This is a genomic window from Terrabacter carboxydivorans, from assembly GCF_039532035.1.
Classification (GTDB): Bacteria; Actinomycetota; Actinomycetes; order Actinomycetales; family Dermatophilaceae; genus Terrabacter; species Terrabacter carboxydivorans.
Map to the genome: position 1 here is coordinate 160539 of NZ_BAAARE010000008.1, position 17152 is coordinate 177690.

The 17152-nt window shown below is 71.4% G+C and carries 15 protein-coding genes; 5 read left to right on the forward strand and 10 right to left on the reverse strand.

Features of this window, described 5'->3' with window-relative positions; translation table 11 throughout:
• Positions 1–240 precede the first annotated feature (240 nt).
• The 3 genes from ABD297_RS10505 to ABD297_RS10515 all read left to right on the forward strand — a co-directional run bounded on the left by ABD297_RS10505 (position 241) and on the right by ABD297_RS10515 (position 5523).
• Complete coding sequence (locus ABD297_RS10505; protein WP_344254874.1) at positions 241–2589, forward strand: heterodisulfide reductase-related iron-sulfur binding cluster; 2349 nt, start codon at positions 241–243, stop codon at positions 2587–2589.
• A gap of 158 nt (positions 2590–2747) precedes the next feature.
• A complete protein-coding gene (locus tag ABD297_RS10510; protein WP_344254875.1) occupies positions 2748–4652 on the forward strand; it encodes a glycosyl hydrolase family 28-related protein in 1905 nt (634 codons plus the stop codon).
• Positions 4653–4800: 148 nt separating this feature from the next.
• Entirely contained in the window at positions 4801–5523 is a 723-nt protein-coding gene (locus ABD297_RS10515) for a transporter substrate-binding domain-containing protein (RefSeq protein ID WP_344254876.1), read from the forward strand.
• A 66-nt stretch (positions 5524–5589) separates the two neighbouring features.
• Here the strand turns inward: ABD297_RS10515 and ABD297_RS10520 are convergent, their stop codons facing one another.
• The 3 genes from ABD297_RS10520 to ABD297_RS10530 all read right to left on the reverse strand — a co-directional run bounded on the left by ABD297_RS10520 (position 5590) and on the right by ABD297_RS10530 (position 9119).
• Positions 5590–6036 (reverse strand): DUF779 domain-containing protein, encoded by a 447-nt coding sequence (locus tag ABD297_RS10520; protein ID WP_344254877.1) that lies wholly within the window; start codon positions 6034–6036, stop codon positions 5590–5592.
• Positions 6037–6050: 14 nt separating this feature from the next.
• Complete coding sequence (exaC, locus tag ABD297_RS10525; protein ID WP_344254878.1) at positions 6051–7574, reverse strand: acetaldehyde dehydrogenase ExaC; 1524 nt, start codon at positions 7572–7574, stop codon at positions 6051–6053.
• Between the two features lie 303 nt (positions 7575–7877).
• The gene (locus tag ABD297_RS10530; protein ID WP_344254879.1) at positions 7878–9119 is read right to left on the reverse strand and encodes a GAF domain-containing protein; all 1242 of its coding nucleotides are present in this window, start codon (positions 9117–9119) and stop codon (positions 7878–7880) included.
• Positions 9120–9294: 175 nt separating this feature from the next.
• On the opposite strand from ABD297_RS10530, the gene ABD297_RS10535 reads away from it, so the two are divergent.
• Positions 9295–10020 (forward strand): hypothetical protein, encoded by a 726-nt coding sequence (locus ABD297_RS10535; protein ID WP_344254880.1) that lies wholly within the window; start codon positions 9295–9297, stop codon positions 10018–10020.
• 85 nt (positions 10021–10105) lie between these two features.
• Here ABD297_RS10535 and rpmG read toward each other — a convergent pair whose 3' ends face one another.
• The 7 genes from rpmG to dcd form a co-directional block, all read right to left on the reverse strand.
• Entirely contained in the window at positions 10106–10273 is a 168-nt protein-coding gene (gene rpmG / locus ABD297_RS10540; RefSeq protein ID WP_344254881.1) for a 50S ribosomal protein L33, read from the reverse strand.
• A 220-nt stretch (positions 10274–10493) separates the two neighbouring features.
• Positions 10494–11426, reverse strand: coding sequence for an ABC transporter substrate-binding protein (locus ABD297_RS10545; protein ID WP_344254882.1), 933 nt, complete (start codon positions 11424–11426; stop codon positions 10494–10496).
• Positions 11423–12280 carry an ABC transporter permease gene (locus tag ABD297_RS10550; protein ID WP_344254883.1) on the reverse strand — a complete coding sequence of 286 codons (858 nt, stop codon included), beginning with the start codon at positions 12278–12280 and terminating at the stop codon, positions 11423–11425. The genes ABD297_RS10545 and ABD297_RS10550 overlap by 4 nt, the downstream gene beginning before the upstream one ends.
• A complete protein-coding gene (locus ABD297_RS10555; protein WP_344254884.1) occupies positions 12277–12918 on the reverse strand; it encodes an ABC transporter permease in 642 nt (213 codons plus the stop codon). Before ABD297_RS10555 ends, ABD297_RS10550 begins: the two co-directional genes overlap by 4 nt.
• Complete coding sequence (locus ABD297_RS10560; protein ID WP_344254885.1) at positions 12915–14069, reverse strand: ABC transporter ATP-binding protein; 1155 nt, start codon at positions 14067–14069, stop codon at positions 12915–12917. Before ABD297_RS10560 ends, ABD297_RS10555 begins: the two co-directional genes overlap by 4 nt.
• Positions 14070–14121: 52 nt before the next feature.
• The gene (locus ABD297_RS10565) at positions 14122–14910 is read right to left on the reverse strand and encodes a serine aminopeptidase domain-containing protein (RefSeq protein WP_344254886.1); all 789 of its coding nucleotides are present in this window, start codon (positions 14908–14910) and stop codon (positions 14122–14124) included.
• On the reverse strand, positions 14907–15485 hold the full coding sequence (dcd, locus tag ABD297_RS10570; protein ID WP_344254887.1) for a dCTP deaminase: 579 nt from the start codon (positions 15483–15485) through the stop codon (positions 14907–14909). The genes ABD297_RS10565 and dcd overlap by 4 nt, the downstream gene beginning before the upstream one ends.
• A gap of 79 nt (positions 15486–15564) precedes the next feature.
• Here dcd and ABD297_RS10575 point away from each other — a divergent pair, with 79 nt between their 5' ends.
• A complete protein-coding gene (locus tag ABD297_RS10575) occupies positions 15565–17094 on the forward strand; it encodes an AAA family ATPase (protein WP_344254888.1) in 1530 nt (509 codons plus the stop codon).
• The last annotated feature ends 58 nt before the right edge of the window (positions 17095–17152 follow it).

Genomic DNA, 17152 nt, shown 5'->3' on the forward strand with positions numbered 1-17152 from the left:
CTTCGTTATACATATTCCAACACGTCGTTATCCTGTGCCACCACCCGCCCAAGATCCGGGCGTATGCCGGGTGGCCACGACACGGCATACCCGATCTCCCCGCGTGGCCGGGTCGACAGACCGGCGACGAACCCTCGAGGGCCCGCCGGGAGACGAAGGGGACGGAACGGGACGAGCGTCACGCCGCGACGGCCGTCACATTCCGGGGGCGGTTGTTAACTCGTCAGTAGACTCCCCGGCATGAGTGCGCTCCAGATCGTCGCCGTCGTCGTCTGCCTCGGCGTCACCGCCGTCGCCGTCGCCCTGCTCGTCAAGACGGTCAACCACTTCCTCGCCACCTTCCGGCTCGGGCAGCCCGAGGACCGCGGTGACGACAAGGGAGCCCGCACCCGCACCCTGCTGCGCGAGTTCCTCGGCCACACCCGCATGTCGCGGCTGCCGGTCGTCGCCGTCGCGCACTGGTTCACCATGGTCAGCTTCGGCGTCCTGTTCTTCACCCTGCTCAACGCCTTCGGCCAGCTCTTCTCGCCGGAGTTCGTGCTGCCGGTCATCGGCCACTTCTTCCTCTACGAGTGGGTCACCGACTTCTTCGCCTTCGCGGGCTTCATCTCGATCCTCGTGCTCATGGCGATCCGGCAGAAGAACCACCCGCGCTCGGCCGCCGGCGAGGACGGCCGCCGCAGCCGCTTCTTCGGCTCCACGTGGTGGCAGGCCTACTACGTCGAGCTGACGATCCTCGGCGTCACCCTCTGCATCGGGCTGCTCCGCGCGCTCGAGTGGACGCTCGCGCGCAAGCAGGGCACCGGCATGGACAACGCCCTGCACTTCCCGCTGACCGGCTGGATCGGCAACTTCTTCACCGGCCTGTCGATCGGGGCCATCGAGAACCTCATCGTGATCATCGCCGCGATCAAGATCCTCATCAGTTTCGCCTGGATGATCACCATCGCGCTCCAGCCGACGATGGGCGTGGCCTGGCACCGCTTCCTCGCCTTCTTCAACATCTTCTTCAAGCGCCACGCCGACGGCCGCACCAGCCTCGGCGAGCTCCAGCCGATCAAGGTCGACGGCAACCCGCTCGACTTCGAGAACGTCGACGAGCTCGACGAGGACGCCGCGCTCGGCGTCGGCAAGGTCGAGGACTTCACGTGGAAGGGCCTGCTCGACTTCACGACGTGCACCGAGTGCGGCCGCTGCCAGAGCCAGTGCCCCGCCTGGAACACCGACAAGCCCCTCTCCCCCAAGTTGCTCGTCATGACGCTGCGTGACCACGCGCACGCCAAGTCGCCGTGGCTGCTCGCCTCCGAGGAGATCCGCAACGCCGGCATCGAGTCGGCCGAGGGCTTCAGCGACGCCACCAAGGGCGCCGTCGCCACCGAGCAGCTCGTCGGCGAGACCGGCTACGACATCCGCCACCCGCTGACGGCCTACAACCCGCACGGCCCCGACGCCGTCATCGACGAGGACGTCCTCTGGTCGTGCACCACCTGTGGTGCCTGCGTCGAGCAGTGCCCCGTCGACATCGAGCACGTCGACGCCATCGTCGACATGCGCCGCTACAAGAACCTCATCGAGTCGGCCTTCCCCGCCGAGCTCAACGGCCTGTTCAAGAACCTCGAGAAGAACAGCAACCCCTGGGGTCTCGCGCCGCGGCTGCGGATGGACTGGGCCAAGGACCTCCCCTTCGAGGTCAAGCAGGTCGGCCAGGACGTCGAGAGCCTCGACGAGGTCGACTACCTCTTCTGGGTCGGCTGCGCCGGCGCCTACGAGGACCGCGCCAAGAAGACGACGCGCGCCGTCGCCGAGCTGCTCGACACGGCCGGCGTCAGCTTCGCGGTGCTCGGTGACGGCGAGGCCTGCACCGGCGACTCGGCCCGCCGCGCCGGCAACGAGTTCCTCTTCCAGATGCTCGCGCAGCAGAACGTCGAGACCCTCAACGAGGTCGGCGCGACGAAGATTGTCGTCACCTGCGCGCACTGCTTCAACACCATCAAGAACGAGTACCCGCAGCTCGGCGGCCAGTACGAGGTGCTGCACCACACGCAGCTGCTCAACCGCATCGTCCGCGAGAAGCGCCTGACCCCGGTCGCCCGACCCGGTGACGCGTCCTCGGCCGGCACCCTGACCGGCGCCGCCTCGACGGGCGCGAAGGTGACCTACCACGACCCCTGCTACCTCGGCCGGCACAACCAGGTCTACGCCCCGCCGCGCGAGCTGCTCCAGATCCTGCCCGGCGTCGAGTACGCCGAGATGGAGCGCAGCAAGGAGAAGTCGTTCTGCTGCGGCGCCGGCGGCGCCCGCATGTGGATGGAGGAGAAGCTCGGCACGCGGATCAACACCAACCGCACCGAGGAGGCCCTGGCGACGGGCGCCGAGCGCATCGCCGTCGGCTGCCCCTTCTGCAAGGTCATGCTCTCCGACGGCCTCAACGCCGCCATCCAGGACGGCAAGGCCACCGACGCCGTCGAGGTCGTCGACGTCGCGCAGATGCTCCTCGCCGCCGTGCGCCGCGGTGACGACGGCGACGACGAGCCCGAGACCGCGACGCCCGAGCCCCAGCCCGACCCGGAGCCCGCTCCGGTCGGCTGAGCCGGCCGGACGGCATACGTCCAGCGGTGCTCGAAGGCCCCCTCCGTCCGGAGGGGGCCTTCGTCGTCGTGCGGCCGTCCCGCCCAGGCTGGAAACTCGCCGTGAGAACGCTCTCACAAACTCTTGCCCTCACCGCCGCGACAGTGAATCGTGAGCGCATGACTCAACGACGAGATCGACGTGGGTGGCCCTCCCGCGGGCTCCACCGACTGGCCCTCGCGGCCCTGGCCGTCGCGACCGCGGCCGTCCCGACCATCGCCGTCGCCGGGGCCGGAGCGGCCCCCGCGCCGTCGTCCGCCGTGGCTGCGGCCCCCGCCGCCCCCGACCTCGGAGCGGGCACCCTCGTGCTCGACCCGTCCATGTCGACCGCCGAGATCCAGGCCAAGGTCGACGCGATCGCCACTGCGCAGGTGTCCAACGAGATGGGCCCCGAACGGCACGCGATCCTCTTCAAGCCCGGCACCTACGGCACCGCCGCCAACCCGCTGAACTTCCAGGTCGGCTACTACACCGAGGTCGCCGGCCTCGGGAAGGACCCGGGCGACGTCGTCATCAACGGCTCGGTCTACGTGCGCAACCAGTGCGGCTCGAGCGGGTGCATCGCGCTCAACAACTTCTGGCGCTCGATGTCCAACCTGACCGTCAACGTCACCACCCCCGGCTTCGGCTGCTACAGCGGGCAGTTCTGGGCCGTCTCCCAGGCGGCGCCGCTGCGGCGCGTGCACGTCAAGGGCCAGACGACGCTCATGGACTACTGCACCGGCCCCTCGTTCGCCAGCGGCGGCTTCATCGCTGACTCGAAGTTCGACGGGACCGTCATCAACGGCTCGCAGCAGCAGTTCTTCACCCGCAACAGCGTGCTGAACGGCTGGACCAACGGCGTCTGGAACCAGGTCTTCTCCGGCGTCGAGGGCGCGCCCGCCGAGTGCTTCCCGGGCGCGCCCAACGGCTGCGGGCCCTACACGACCTTCGCCACGACCTCGGTGAGCCGCGAGAAGCCCTACCTCTACGTCGACGACAAGGGCGCCTACCGCGTCTTCGTGCCGGCGGCCGCGACCGACTCGAGCGGCGTCACGTGGGCGTCCGGGTCGACTCCCGGCCGCTCGATCGGGATCGGCGACTTCTACGTGGCCAGGCCGTCGGACTCGGCACAGGCGATCAACCGCGAGCTCGCCCGCGGCCGCAACCTGCTCCTCACGCCCGGCGTCTACCACCTCGACCAGACCCTCAAGGTCAAGCGGGCCGACACCGTCGTCCTCGGCCTCGGTCTGGCCAGCCTGACGCCGACCGACGGACAGGTCGCCATGAGCGTCGCCGACGTGCCGGGCGTCGACATCGCCGGCATCACCTTCGACGCCGGGCCGGTCAACTCGCCGGTCCTGCTCCAGATCGGGACCCAGCGGGCTGCCGGGACGCCGGCCGCCAGCCGGGCCGGGTGGAGCAGCGCCGCCGACCCGACCGCCCTGCAGGACGTCTTCTTCCGCATCGGCGGCCCGTACGTCGGCAAGGCGACCGTCAGCCTCCAGGTCAACAGCGACCACGTCGTCCTCGACGACATCTGGGCCTGGCGCGCCGACCACGGCAACGGCGTCGGCTGGACGAGCAACACCGCCGACACCGGCCTCGTCGTCAACGGCGACCACGTCACTGCGACAGGCCTATTCGTCGAGCACTACCAGAAGACCGAGGTCATCTGGAACGGTGAGCACGGGTCGGTCACGTTCTTCCAGAACGAGCTGCCCTACGACCCGCCGAGCCAGGCCGCGTGGATGTCGGCACCGGGCCACGAGGGCTACCCCGCCCTGCTCGTGGGGCCCGGCGTGAAGAGCTTCTCGGGGTCCGGCATGGGCTCCTACAGCTTCTTCAACCAGGGCGTCGACATCTTCGCCGCCAACGCGTTCGAGGTGCCGGCGACACCAGGCGTCCGGCTGCACGACCTGCTGACGATCTTCCTCGACCCGTCCACCGGCAAGGGCGGCATCCGCAACGTCGTCAACGGCGTCGGCGGCTCGTCGACCATCGCCAACCCGGACGTGCCGGTCACCGTCGTCGAATACCCCTGAGCACGTGCGCCCCCGGCCCGACGGTCGTATGCCGTCGGGCCGGGTGGCCGTTGCTGTCCGGCCGGGTGGAGGTATGCCGTCGGGCCGGACGGCCGTGTGCCGTCGGGCCGGGCAGCCGTGCGCCACTCATGGGCCGTAGGGTGAGCCGATGACTGCCGACCTGTCCGTCGTCGCCCGCGACCTCGCCCCGACCGGGACCCTCCGGGCCTCGATCAACCTCGGCAACCCCGTTCTCGCACAGGGCAGCCCGTCTGCCCCGTCGGGCGTCACCGTCGACATCGCCCGCGCAGTGGGCGAGCGCCTCGGGCTGCCGGTCGAGCTGCTCTGCTTCGACGCGGCCCGCCGGTCCTACGAGGCGATGGCGACCGGCGCGGCCGACATCTGCTTCCTTGCGATCGACCCGGCACGCGAGGCCGAGGTCGCCTTCACCGAGCCCTACGTGCTCATCGAGGGCGTCTACGTCGTGCCGGCGGCCTCCCCGCTGTGCACTGCCTCCGACGTCGACACCGAGGGGGTCCGGGTCGGGGTCAAGACCGGGTCGGCCTACGACCTGCACCTGACGCGCACGCTGGAGCACGCCCGGCTGGTCCGCGGTGACGAGGGCGTCGACGTCTTCCTCGACGAAGGCCTCGAGGTCGGGGCGGGGATCCGTGAGCCCGTGACCGCCTTCGCGCAGTCGCGCGACGGCCTGCGGCTGCTCGACGGCGCCTTCATGCAGATCCGCCAGGCCGTCGGCACGACCCGCTCCCGCTCGCCACGGACGGTCGCCTTCCTGCGCGACCTCGTCGAGGATCTCAAGGCCGACGGCTTCGTCGCCGCCGCCTTGGAGCGGTCGCGGCAGCGACGTGACCTGGCGGCTCCGCCCGCCTGACGGCATACGCCGGGGTGGAGGTTCGCACCCCGGGGAGCGGGTGCGAACCTCCACGGTCCGGACGGGTCAGGTGAGGCGGCCCACCGTCGGCGCGGCGATGCCGAAGGCGGCGCGCTCGTCGTCGGTCAGCAGCCGCGACCGGATGAGGAACCGCACCCCCTCCGGCGCCTCGACGGAGAAGCCGCTGCCCCGGCCCTTCACGACGTCGACGGTGAGGTGCGTGTGCTTCCAGTACTCGTACTGCGACACCGACATCCAGAACCCGACGGGCGCCGGGACACCGCTGACGACGAGGTCGGCCAGGTGCACGTCTGCCTCGCTCGTGAGGAACTCACCCGCCGGGAAGCACATGGGAGAGCTGCCGTCGCAGCAGCCACCCGACTGGTGGAACATCAGCGGTCCGTGGATCCCGGTGAGGCGACGGAGCAGGTCCGCCGCCTCACCGGTGAGGTCGACCCGGCTGGGGGAAGCCGATGGCTCACCGGGCGCGACCGTCTCTGGGGGCGTGGTCACGGGGACCGGCCCGGTCAGAAGAACCCGAGCGCGTCGGGCGAGTAGGAGACGAGGAGGTTCTTCGTCTGCTGGTAGTGGTCGAGCATCATCTTGTGGTTCTCGCGGCCGATGCCCGACTGCTTGTAGCCACCGAAGGCGGCGTGCGCCGGGTACTGGTGGTAGCAGTTGGTCCAGACGCGACCGGCCTTGATGCCACGGCCCATCCGGTAGGCGCGCGAGCCGTCGCGGGTCCACACGCCGGCGCCGAGGCCGTAGAGCGTGTCGTTGGCGATCGAGAGGGCGGCGGCCTCGTCGTCGAAGCTCGTGAGCGACACGACGGGACCGAAGATCTCCTCCTGGAAGATCCGCATCGAGTTGTCACCCTCGAAGATCGTCGGCGCGACGTAGTAGCCCTCGGCGAGGTCGCCGTCGAGCACGTTGCGGTCGCCACCGGTGAGCACCTTGGCACCCTCCTGACGGCCGATGTCCATGTAGGAGAGGATCTTCTCGAGCTGGTCGTTGCTGGCCTGGGCGCCCATCGTCGTCTCGGTGTCGAGCGGGTTGCCCTGCTTGATCTTCTCGACACGGGCCACGGCGTCGGGCACGAAGTCGCTGTAGATCGAGCTCTGGACGAGCGCGCGTGACGGGCACGTGCAGACCTCGCCCTGGTTGAGGGCGAACATCGTGAAGCCCTCGAGCGCCTTGTCGTAGAATGCGTCCCGCTCCTGCGCGACGTCCTCGAAGAAGACGTTGGGGCTCTTGCCGCCGAGCTCGAGGGTGACGGGGATGATGTTCTGCGAGGCGTACTGCATGATGAGCCGGCCGGTCGTCGTCTCGCCGGTGAAGGCGATCTTGGCGATGCGGGGTGAAGAGGCGAGGGGCTTGCCCGCCTCGACACCGAAGCCGTTGACGACGTTGAGGACGCCGGGCGGCAGCAGGTCACCGACGAGCTCGACGACCTTGAGGATCGACCACGGCGTCTGCTCGGCGGGCTTGAGCACGACGCAGTTGCCGGCCGCCAGGGCCGGCGCGAGCTTCCACACGGCCATGAGGATCGGGAAGTTCCACGGGATGATCTGACCGACGACGCCGAGCGGCTCGTGGAAGTGGTAGGCGACCGTGTTCTCGTCGATCTCGCTGCTCGAACCCTCCTGTCCCCGAAGGACGCCCGCGAAGTAGCGGAAGTGGTCGACGGCGAGCGGCAGATCGGCGGCGAGCGTCTCGCGGACGGCCTTGCCGTTCTCCCACGTCTCGGCCACGGCGAGCGCCTCGAGGTTCTGCTCGATGCGGTCGGCGATCCGGTTGAGGATGAGCGAGCGCTCGCCGAGGCTCGTGCGACCCCACGCGGGGGCGGCGGCGTGGGCGGCGTCGAGGGCGGCCTCGATGTCCTCCTCGGTGCCGCGGGCGACCTCGCAGAACGGCTTGCCGTTGACGGGCGAGACGTTCTCGAACCACAGGCCCTTCTTCGGGTCGACCCAGTTGCCGCCGATGAAGTGGCCGTAGCGGTCGAGGACGGTCACGAGCGAGTCCGGCTGCCCGGGCGGTGCGTAGACGGTCATGGTTGATCTCCCAACATCCTTGGTGGTCTCCCCTCGAAGGGGTTGGCAGGACGCTAGGCAGCGCAACGTTGCAACCACGTTGCGTCGCGTATGCCGGGTGGCGCGCTCACGGCATACGCCCGGTTCGTGGCCTCTCGTCGTTCAGGCAGCGGCCACACGTGGCCTCTCGACGTGCGCACACCCACGAACTTTGGCCTCTCGACGTGCGCACACCCACGAACTTTGGCCTCTCGACGGTTGAGAGCGTCGAGAGGCCACGAATGGCCCATGCGGAGGGATCGAGAGGCCACGAATCGCCCTCGGTCAGGGGGTGGGGCCGAGCTCGCGGTCGAGGCGGTGGATCTGGTTCTGGACGAGCGGCATGAGCGGCGAGCCGGGACCGAGCACCCGCGCCTGGGCCTGCCACATCTCGTAGTCGTCGGCCCCCGACGCCGACCTGGTCCACGCCGACATGAGGTCGGCCCGGCCGCTGCCGAGCACGGCCCGGCGCAGGTCGCCCTCGACGCTCTCGCGCAGCCGCACCACGCCCGGCGCCACCGACCGGGGCAGCAGCGGCCCCCGGTAGGCGCGCATCGCGCTGGCGACGTCACCGGCAGCGAGGTGCGCCTCGACGGCGAGCCAGTCGCCCGACAGCTCGGCCACGAGCCGGTACGGCCGTGACGCGAGCAGCTCCTCCCCGAGCAGGCTGCGCAGGCGGCCCATCTCGACCCGCAGCGTGGAGGCGCTGCTGTCCTCCTCGTAGAGCAGGACGGCGAGCTCGTCGCCGGACAGCCCACGCGGCGCCGACGCGAGCAGCAGGAGGATCTCGCTGTGCCGCGGGCTGAGGCGCACCGTCCGCCGGTGGCCGCGCCCGTCGTCGACCGTCAGGAGGGTGTCGTTGCGACCGAGGGACTCCATGAGCACCGACAGGCCGCGCGCCGACGACGGCGCCGGTGCTGCTGCCCGCCCGCTGACGAGCAGCTCGCGCGCGAGCTCGGACTCGGCCATGCGGGCGGCGGCCCTGACCATCGCCATGGTCTGCGGCACCACGATGTCGTCGCCGCCGGTGATGTCGAGGACGCCGAGCACGCTCTGGTCGGACGGGTCGTGGATCGTCGTGGCGGCACAGCTCCAGCGCTGCACCGAGCGCCGGAAGTGCTCAGCGCCGACGACGTTGACCGACTGGTCGAGGCGCAGCGCCATGCCGGGGGCGTTGGTGCCGGCGAGGCGCTCGTCCCAGTTGCTGCCCTCGACGAAGCCGATCGACTCGGCCCGCCGGAGCACGCTCGGGGTGCCGCACACCCAGAGCAGCTGCCCGGACGCGTCCGAGACGGCCATGACGGCGTCGCAGTCGCGAGCGGCCTGGCCGAGCACGTCGTCGAGCAGGGGGAAGACCCTTGCCAGCGGGTGCGCCTCGCGGTGGTCGCGCAGGGCGTCGGCCGGCAGGGTGATCGGGGCGCCGACCGTGTCGACGTGCACCCCCGCAGCGGCCGAGCGCAGCCACGAGTCCGCGACGTGGGCACGGACCCCGGCGCTCTCGGACTCGGTGTGCGCGTCGACGGGCATGGGGCGATTGTGCACGCACTCCGGCGCCGCGGCACAGGAGTGCGCCGGATCCCACAGCCGCGGGACGCGGGCGCGGGGTTGGACAGCTTGCCCGACGGGGGTGGTCAAGCGGCGGATTGAGGCGCACCATGAAGGAACCCGCCCAGAATCCTTCAGGGAAGTCCGAGGAGCGACGATGTCACGACGAGCCCCCTTCGTGCCCGACGGCGTGCCGGTGCTGTCACGCGGTCGCCACCGCAGCCCCCGCAAGGGCGCCTGCTTCATGGAGATGGCCTCGTTCCTGGCCGGTGAGCGCTGGAGCGACCACCCGGAGTGCACCCACCCCGTGCTGGCCACCCTCGCCCGCTGCGTCAACGACCTGCTCGACGAGACGCACCGACAGCGGCTGGTGACGATGATCCCCGAGGTGGTCGGCCTCAACCCCGACGACCCCCGCGTGGCGACAGCCCTCGTGCTGACCACCGCCCGTGCGGCGCTGCCCGTGTCGGCCGAGGAGCGCCAGAACGTCATGGCCCTCGCGATCCTCAACGCCGAGGGCATCCTCGCGGAGCAGGACGGCCGCTCCCCCGGTCAGCTGTCCAAGGCGTCCCGCGCCGCACTCGCGACGTCGCCGGCGGCGGAGCGCTGGGCTCGGATCCACCTGGCCCGCATGGGCTTCAACGCCGCAGCCGTGCGGCCGGCCAACGCCGCCAAGGTCGTGGCCCTCGCCGTCGACGGCATCGCGCGCGCCTGCGTCGACGACCCCGAGGAGCGCCTCGTCAAGCTGCTCCGCGACGGCATCGACGTCGTCGTCGCCTTCGCACCGCTGGCCCCGGCCGCCGTGCCGGTCACCTGGGTCGCACCCACCACCACCTCGGCTGCCACCTCGGCCCACTCCCCGGCGCGGACCCCCATCCGCTGACCCGCCTCGGACGGCATCCACCGGTGGCCACGTCCAAGAGACGTGGCCACCGGTGGATGCACGGCGTGCGCCGAGGGGCGAGGCCTCAGCGGGTCTCGCGGAAGTCGACGTGCTCGCGTGCGACCGGGTCGAACTTGCGCAGGACCAGGCGGTCGGGGCTGGTCCGGCGGTTCTTGCGCGTCACGTAGCTGTAGCCGGTGCCGGCGGTCGAGCGGAGGGTGACGACGGGGCGCAGGTCGGTGTGCTTGGCCATGGGTGGCTCCTTCGGTCTCGGGTCGCGAAGCTCGCGACATTGATGAGAACGATTCTCGTTCGTGATACATTCCCCTCAGACAGAGACACGACAGAGGCCCCCGCATCCGACGCGGGGGCCTCTGTCGTGACTGCCTCTCGGGAACCGCTCGGCACGCTCGCGGACGACGGGCGTATGCCGTCAGCCGCTCACGTGAGCGCGGGGCCCAGCCGAGGCCGGCTCAGGCGAGGCCGGCGCCGGCGAGCCAGGTCTTGGCGACCGCACTCGCGTCCTTCTTGTCGACGACGACCTGCTTGACCATGTCGGCGAGCGAGGCGGTGTCGAGCTTGGCCGAGACCGCGTTGAGGATGCTCTTGACGCTGTCGGCCTTGTCGGAGCGCACGAGCGGCACGACGTTGTCCGAGCCGAAGAGGCTCTGCGGGTCCTCGAGAACGACGAAGCCGTTCGCCGCGATGGAGGGGTCGGTGCTGAAGATGTTGGCGGCCTTGACCTGGCCGTTCTTCAGCGCCTCGACCGTCGCCTGGCTCTGCAGCGGGCGGAACTCCTTGGGCGTGATGTTGTAGACCGACTTGAGGCCGACGAGGCCCTGCTGGCGGGTCTTGAACTCCGGGGGCGCCCCGATGGTGAGGTCGGCCTGGTGCGCCGCCAGGTCGGGGATCGCCTTGAGCGACCACTGGTTGGCGGTGTCCTTGGTGACGGCGAGGGAGTTCTTGTCCTCCGCCGCGGACTTGTCGAGGACCGACAGACCCTGCGGGACGGCCTTCTGGAGGGCGGCGTAGACCTCGTCGGGCTGCACGACCTTGGCGTTCTTGTCGTAGAAGTTGAGCAGCGAGCCGGTGTACTCCGGCAGCACGTCGACCTCGCCGCCGGTGATGGCCTTGAGGTAGGTCTCGCGGCTGCCGATGTTGAACTGGCGCGTGACGGTCATGCCCTTGGCCTCGAGGGCCTGGGCGTAGATCTCGCCGAGCAGGGCGGCCTCGGGGAAGTCGGCCGAGCCGACCTTGACCGAACCGGCGGCCCCGGTCGAGCCTCCGGTCGAGCCCGCGGCGGGGCTCGTGGCGGGGGCGAGCGGGTCACTGCCGCCACCGCAGGCGGCCAGTGGCACGACGGCGGCGAGCAGCAGGCCCGCGGCGAGGAAGCGCGTGCGTGTCATGATCGGTCCCTTTCGGATGGGGTGCCCGTGGTGGCGGTCGCCTCCACGGGGCCGGTGCTGCCGGAGCCGACGAGCGCAGCCTGCCGCGGGTCGGGGCCCGGGCGGTCTGCACCGGCGGGGTCGTGGTCGGAGTGGGGATCGTGGTGTCGGGCGCGTGATCGGGCAACACGCGTGGACCGTCCGCTGATTCCCGGTGAGACGCCCCAGTTCTCGAGCAGGGCCAGGACGCCGTCGGCGACGAGCGCGAGGACCGCGACGAGGATCGAACCGCACACCATCTGGACGTAGTCGCGCGAGGCGAGACCGTCGATGAGGTAGCGGCCCAGGCCGCCGAGGCTGACCGACGCTGCGATGGTGGCGGTCGCGATGACCTGGAGCGTCGCGCTGCGCAGGCCGCTGAGGAAGAGCGGGAGCGCGCACGGCGCCTCGACCTTGGCCAGCACCTGCCAGCCCGTCATGCCCATCCCGCGGGCCGCGTCACGGGCCGCGGGCTCGACGCTGTCGATGCCGGCATACGTGCCCGACAGCAGCGGCGGGATCGCGAGCAGCACGAGGACCGTGATGCTCGGGATGACGAAGGCGAGGTCGCTCTTGATGAGCGGCCCGACGAACATCGAGACCGCGAAGAGCAGCCCGAGGGTGGGCACGGCGCGCGCCGCGTTGGCGCCGGTGACGAGCCAGCGCATGCGGCCGGAGTGGCCGACCCACGCGCCGAGCGGCACGGCGATGACGAGGGCGATGAGCAGGGTGAGGCCGGTGTAGACCAGGTGCTCGACGACCCGGTTGGGCACGCCGTCGGTGCCCTGCCAGTTGGCGGGATCGGTGAACCAGGCCACGACCTGCGCGAACGTCATGCGGCCACCGCCCTCGTCCAGGGCGTCAGCACGCGCGAGACGACCTGGATGACGAGGTCGAAGACGAGCGCGAGGAGCAGGCAGGCGACGATGCCGACCCAGACCTCGGTCGGGTAGGAGCGGGCGTAGCCGTCGGTGAGGAAGTAGCCGAGCTGCGAGATGCCGATGAGCGAGGCCACGCTGACGATGCTGACGTTGCTGACGGCGGCCACACGCAGCCCGGCCGCGATGACCGGCACGGCGAGCGGGAGGTCCACGGCACGGAACCGCGCGAACGGGCCGTAGCCCATGGCGATCGCCGCCTGGCGGGTCGACCCGTCGACGGACGACAGCCCGTCGGCGACGGTGCGGGTCAGGAGGGCGACGGTGTAGACGGTCATCGCGATGATGACGTTGATCGAGTCGAGGATCTTCGTACCGAGCAGCGGCGGCAGGAGGATGAACAGCGCCAGCGAGGGGATCGTGTAGAGCAGGCCGGTCGTCGTCAGCAGGACCGCCCGCAGCCTCGGCTGTCGCGCCGCGAGCCAGCCGAGCGGCACGGCGACGACGAGACCGAGCACGAGCGGCAGGCCGGCGAGCCAGGCGTGCTGGCCGGCGCGGGACAGGATGTCGCCGAGGTGGTCGAGGGCCCAGGTCACCGGGCGGTCGCCCCCTCGGCTGCAGCCGCGTCGGCGGGAGCCGCGTCGCGACGGGCCTCGATCGCGGGGATCACCTCGGCGGCGCGGATGGTGCCGACGAGCCGGCCGTCGTCGTCAGCCACGACGCCGCGGCCGCTCGGGGACGACAGGGCGGCGTCGAGCAGCGCACGCAGCGAGCCGGAGGTGGAGGCGACGGTGCCGCCTCGGTGCAGCAGGTTCCGGGTCACCTCGGTCTCGACGGCGGCGGCGCGCACCCAGCCGAGCGGCTCGCGGTCGTCGTCGACGCAGAGCACCCACGGCGTGCCGACGGCGCGGACCTCGTCGGCCCGCGCACCGAGGCGCACCGTCGGCTCGTCGGCCAGCGAGAGCTCGGGCGCAGCCGCAAAGGAGAGCGCACGGTAGCCGCGGTCGCGTCCGACGAAGCCGGCGACGAAGTCGTCGACGGGGTCGGCGAGGAGCTTGGCGGGCGAGTCCAGCTGTGCCAGAACGCCGCCCACCCGCAGCACGGCGACCTGGTCGCCGAGCTTGACCGCCTCGTCGATGTCGTGGGTGACGAAGAGGATCGTCTTGCCGAGCTCGGACTGCAGGCGCAGGAACTCGTTCTGGAGCTGCTCGCGCACGACGGGGTCGACGGCCGAGAAGGGCTCGTCCATGAGCATGACGGGCGGGTCGGCCGCGAGCGCCCGGGCGACGCCGACGCGCTGCTGCTGGCCGCCGGAGAGCTGGGCGGGGTAGCGCCGTGCCATCGCCGGGTCGAGGCCGACGCGCTCGATGAGCTCCATGGCCCGGGCACGAGCCGTCTTCTTGTCGGTGCCGAGCAGCCGCGGCACGGTGGTGACGTTGTCGAGGACGGTGCGGTGCGGGAAGAGGCCGGCGTGCTGGATGACGTAGCCGATGCCGCGGCGCAGCTCGGCGACGTCGAGCGAGGCGGTGTCCTTGCCGTCGATCGAGATCGTGCCCGACGTCGGGGTGATCATCCGGTTGACCATGCGCAGCGTCGTCGTCTTGCCGCAGCCCGAGGGCCCGACGAGGACGGTGATCTTGCCGGTGGGGGCCTCCAGGGTCAGGTCGTCGACGGCGACCGACCCAGCTCCCCCGTCGTCGCCGGACGCATCGGCGTATCGCTTGGTCACGCCCTCGAAGCGGATCATGCTCAACAACGTACCCGCCTGCGCCGACGGCGCCTCGGACGTCGAATCACGGTCAGATGTCGATGATGACCCCGCCGCCGTGCACGACGCGCGCCACGACGGCCCCGATCGGGCCGGACCGCGGCTCGGGGTCGCCTCCCAGCTCGCCCGCGAAGCTCGACCGGACGATCTCCGTGACGAGCGCCGTCCAGAGCCGGGAGCGCACGAGCATGGCGTGGTCGGCGCGGGCCACGCGGACGAGGGAGGCGTCGAGCCCACGCGCCTGCATCTGCTCGACCGCGGTCCGCGTGCGGGCGAGGGAGCAGATGATGTCGCGGTCGCCGTGGAGCAGCACGGTGCGGGTGCCGTCACCGGGCTGCGGGTCGCCGGGCTCGACCCACGTAGCCAGCCCGACGACGAGCCGCACGTCCGGGTCGTCCCCGACGTGCATCGCGACGCGGCCTCCCATGGAGTGGCCGACGATCGCGATCGGGACGCCCGGGTATGCCGCCCGCACCTGTGCCAGCGCCCACCTGGCGTCCTCGACGGGCATCGCGTCGCCGTTCCAGCCCCGGACGCGGAAGCGCAGGCGTGCGACGGCCAGCGGCCCGGGCACGCGCCGCAGGGCCCGGGCGAACGGCACGAGCCGGGCGACGTTGTGCGACCACGGGCGGTTGGGCTCGAGGCCCTCGACCGCCCCTCCGTGCAGGACGAGGGCGACGGCGGTCGCCCCGGCGGGCTGCGCGTCCCACGCGAGGGAGGCAAGCGGCATACCGGATCGGTCGTCGGCGGCGCCCTCGCGCTCGAGGTCGGCGATGTCGTGCACCTCGGCGGGGCGCGTCAGGTCGTCCGTGGCGCTCACACCCGGGTGCGGTGGAAGTTGGCGAACGACCGGCTCGCCGTCGGGCCGCGCTGGCCCTGGTAGTGCGAGCCGTACACGCCTGAGCCGTAAGGGTTCTCGGCGGGTGAGCTGAGCCGGAAGAAGCAGAGCTGGCCGATCTTCATGCCCGGGTAGAGCATGATCGGGAGGGTCGCGACGTTGGACAGCTCGAGCGTCACGTGACCCGAGAAGCCCGGGTCGACGAAGCCCGCCGTCGCGTGGGTCAGCAGCCCGAGCCGGCCGAGCGAGCTCTTGCCCTCGACGCGCGCGGCGAGGTCGTCGGGCAGCGAGACCGTCTCGAGCGTCGAGCCGAGGACGAACTCACCCGGGTGGAGGACGAAGCCGTCCTCCTCCGGCGTGACCTCGACGAGCCGCGTCAGGTCGGGCTGCTCGGCCGCGGGGTCGATGTAAGGGTACTTGTGGTTGTCGAAGAGCCGGAAGAACTTGTCGAGCCGGACGTCGACGCTCGAGGGTTGGACCATCTGCGGGTCCCACGGGTCGAGCTCGACGCGCCCGGCAGCGATCTCGGCCCGGATGTCCTTGTCGGAGAGCAGCACGGGACGAGGCTATAACGCCCCGCCGAATTCGCCCTGCGACTCCTGCCACCCGGACGTCGCGGCGCCCTATCGTCACGTCATGGACCCCTCGACACCCTCCACGCCCCCGGTCGACGCCGGCCGACGCGACGACACGCTGCTCGCCGACTTCCACACCGTGCTGCGCCGCGTCCTCGACGAGCTGCCCGCGGCCGACGGCGGCCGACGGCTGTCCGAGGCGCTGCAGGAGCACCTCGGGGTGGAGCCGCACCTGCTCGCCGTCGTCGGTGCGCCGGTGCCCGCCCACCGGCTCGTCGACGCGGACATCGCCCTGTCCGAGGTCATGGCGGCCGACCCGGACGCCACGGTCATCGGCATCGCCGGGGACGCCCGCCACCACATGTCGCTCGGCGACCTCGTGCAGCGCTTCCACGGCCCGGGGATGGCGGTCGGACAGGTCGACTACGACCGGATGCCCACCGGGCCCGGCAAGGACGACCAGCGCCAGGTCGTGACGTCGGGCATCCGGCTCTTCACCTTCGAGGGGCGACCGGTCGCCGTCCGCCAGCAGGGGATGAACCGGCAGTTCGGCCGGGAGACCGGCACCATCGAGGTCGTCGCCGAGGACCGCGAGCTCTCGGACGCCCTGATGGCCAGGGTGCAGGCGCTCATGGACGAGCGCAGCGTCATCCGGGGACAGGTCGTCACGTTCGGCTCGGACCCCTACGGCCCTGGCCTCGCCGGCGTGACCTTCATCGAGCGCCCCACGGTCGACGCCGCCGCGGTCGTGCTGCCCGACGGCGTGCTGGACCGGGTGGCCCGGCACGTCATCGGGATGGGCGAGCAGCGCGAGCGCCTCGTCGCCCACGGCCAGCACCTCAAGCGCGGCGTCCTGCTCTACGGCCCTCCCGGCACCGGCAAGACCCACACGGTGCGCCACCTGCTCTCCGCGACGCCGGGGACGACGGCCGTGCTGCTGAGCGGCGGCTCGCTGCGCTTCATCCACGACGCCGCCAAGGTCGCCCGCGCGCACCAGCCGGCGATCGTCGTGCTCGAGGACTGCGACCTCGTGGCCGAGGACCGCTCGTTCGCGCCGATGGGCGCCTCACCGCTGCTCTTCGAGGTGCTCGACGCCCTCGACGGGCTCGACTCCGACGCCGACGTGGCGTTCATCCTCACGACCAACCGCGTCGAGGACCTCGAGGTCGCCCTGTCGCAGCGCCCGGGACGCGTCGACCTCGCCGCCGAGATCCCGCTCCCCGACGCCGAGGGACGCCGCGAGCTGCTCCGCCTCTACGGCGGTCACCTCTTCGGGGCCGAGGCGATCTCGGCCGCCGCCTCGCGGGCCGAGGGCACGACCGCGTCGTTCGCCAAGGAGCTCGTGCGGCGAGCGGTCCTCGCCGCGGCGATCGACGACGAGCCGCCGTCGGACGATCACCTCGGCCTCGCGCTCGACGAGCTGCTCTCGGACACCCAGCGGCTCACCCGCAGCCTCCTGGGCGTGGGAGCCGGCCGTGACGAGACACTCGACGGCGCCGACGGTATGCCGTCCGGCCGGTTCGCGCGCCCCGGTCGCTCCGTCGCGATGTTCGGCACCTCGTCCGACGGCGGGATCACCCAACCGGGCTGACCGCGGGGGCCGGCCACCCGGCATACGCCATCGGTGGGCGTCGGTGACGTGGGCCGCC